This window comes from Mesorhizobium sp. M7A.F.Ca.CA.001.08.2.1, from assembly GCF_003998455.1.
Lineage (GTDB): Bacteria > Pseudomonadota > Alphaproteobacteria > Rhizobiales > Rhizobiaceae > Mesorhizobium > Mesorhizobium ciceri.
The window spans coordinates 1-1,014 of sequence record NZ_RZPW01001233.1; the positions used below are offsets into that span (position 1 = coordinate 1).

The window sequence follows — 1,014 nt, forward strand, 5'->3', positions numbered from 1 at the left end:
GATCGGGTTGATGCTGGCGAACACCGTCCAGATGATGACCAGCCCGACAATCACTGGCAGCGAGCCGAGATCGCCCGAGCGGACCCGGTCGAAGAACCGGCGGATGGCGCCGCCGATCCCCGCCTCGTGCTTGACGCGCACATCGGCGCGGTCGAGCTGCGGCGGCACGGGGGCGGCCTGTTCGGCTTCGCGGCTCATGGGCGTGGCTCCTGGGTCTGGTCTTGCCTGGCCTGCCTGCGCTCGGCGCGCCGCGACACCGAATTGTTCGAGGCGCCGGTGATGGCGCTGACCAGTTCCTGGTTCGAGGCATCGGGCGAGAAGATGCCGTTGTTGCGGCCAAGCCGCAGCACGACGATGCGGTCGGCGACGGCGCGCACGTCTTCCATGTTGTGGCTGATGATGACGACGCCGAGGCCGCGGTCGCGCACCCGCTCGATCAAATTGAGCACTTCCGCCGTCTGCGCCACGCCAAGCGCTGCCGTCGGCTCGTCGAGCAGGATGAGCTTGGGTTCGAGCAGCAGCGAGCGCGCGATCGCCACCGTCTGGCGCTGGCCGCCCGACAGTGAAGCGACCACTTCGCGGACACTCGGGATGCGCGCCGAAAGCTCGTTGAGCAGCGTCCAGGCGCGCACTTCCATCGCCACCTCGTCCAGCCGCAGCGGGCTGAGTTCGCGGCCAAGGAAGATGTTGGCGACGATGTCGAGGTTCTCGCACAGCGCCAGGTCCTGGAACACGGTGGCGATGCCGAGCGTCAGCGCGGCACTCGGATCGGCAAGTGTCACCTGCTTGCCGCGAAAACTGATCGTGCCTGAGCTCGGCTGATGCACGCCGGCCAGGATCTTGACCAGGGTCGACTTGCCGGCGCCATTGTCGCCGACCAGCGCCACCACTTCGCCTGCATGGACATCGAGATCGATGTCGGTGAGCGCCGAAACGGCGCCGAAATTCTTCGAAACGCCGCGCAGGCTGAGCACCAGCTCGCCTGCCGGAACCGGTTCGTCCGAGGTATCGGTC

General features: G+C 67.3%; 1 protein-coding gene and 1 pseudogene. Both read right to left on the minus strand.

All coding sequences use genetic code 11. The features are described from left to right. Positions 1 to 198 (minus strand): annotated as a pseudogene (locus EN914_RS36435) (sugar ABC transporter permease); the annotation flags it as partial. Next, complete coding sequence (locus EN914_RS36440) at positions 195 to 974, minus strand: ATP-binding cassette domain-containing protein (protein WP_206527335.1); 780 nt, start codon at positions 972 to 974, stop codon at positions 195 to 197. The pseudogene EN914_RS36435 and the gene EN914_RS36440, both read right to left, overlap by 4 nt. Positions 975 to 1,014: the final 40 nt, after the last annotated feature.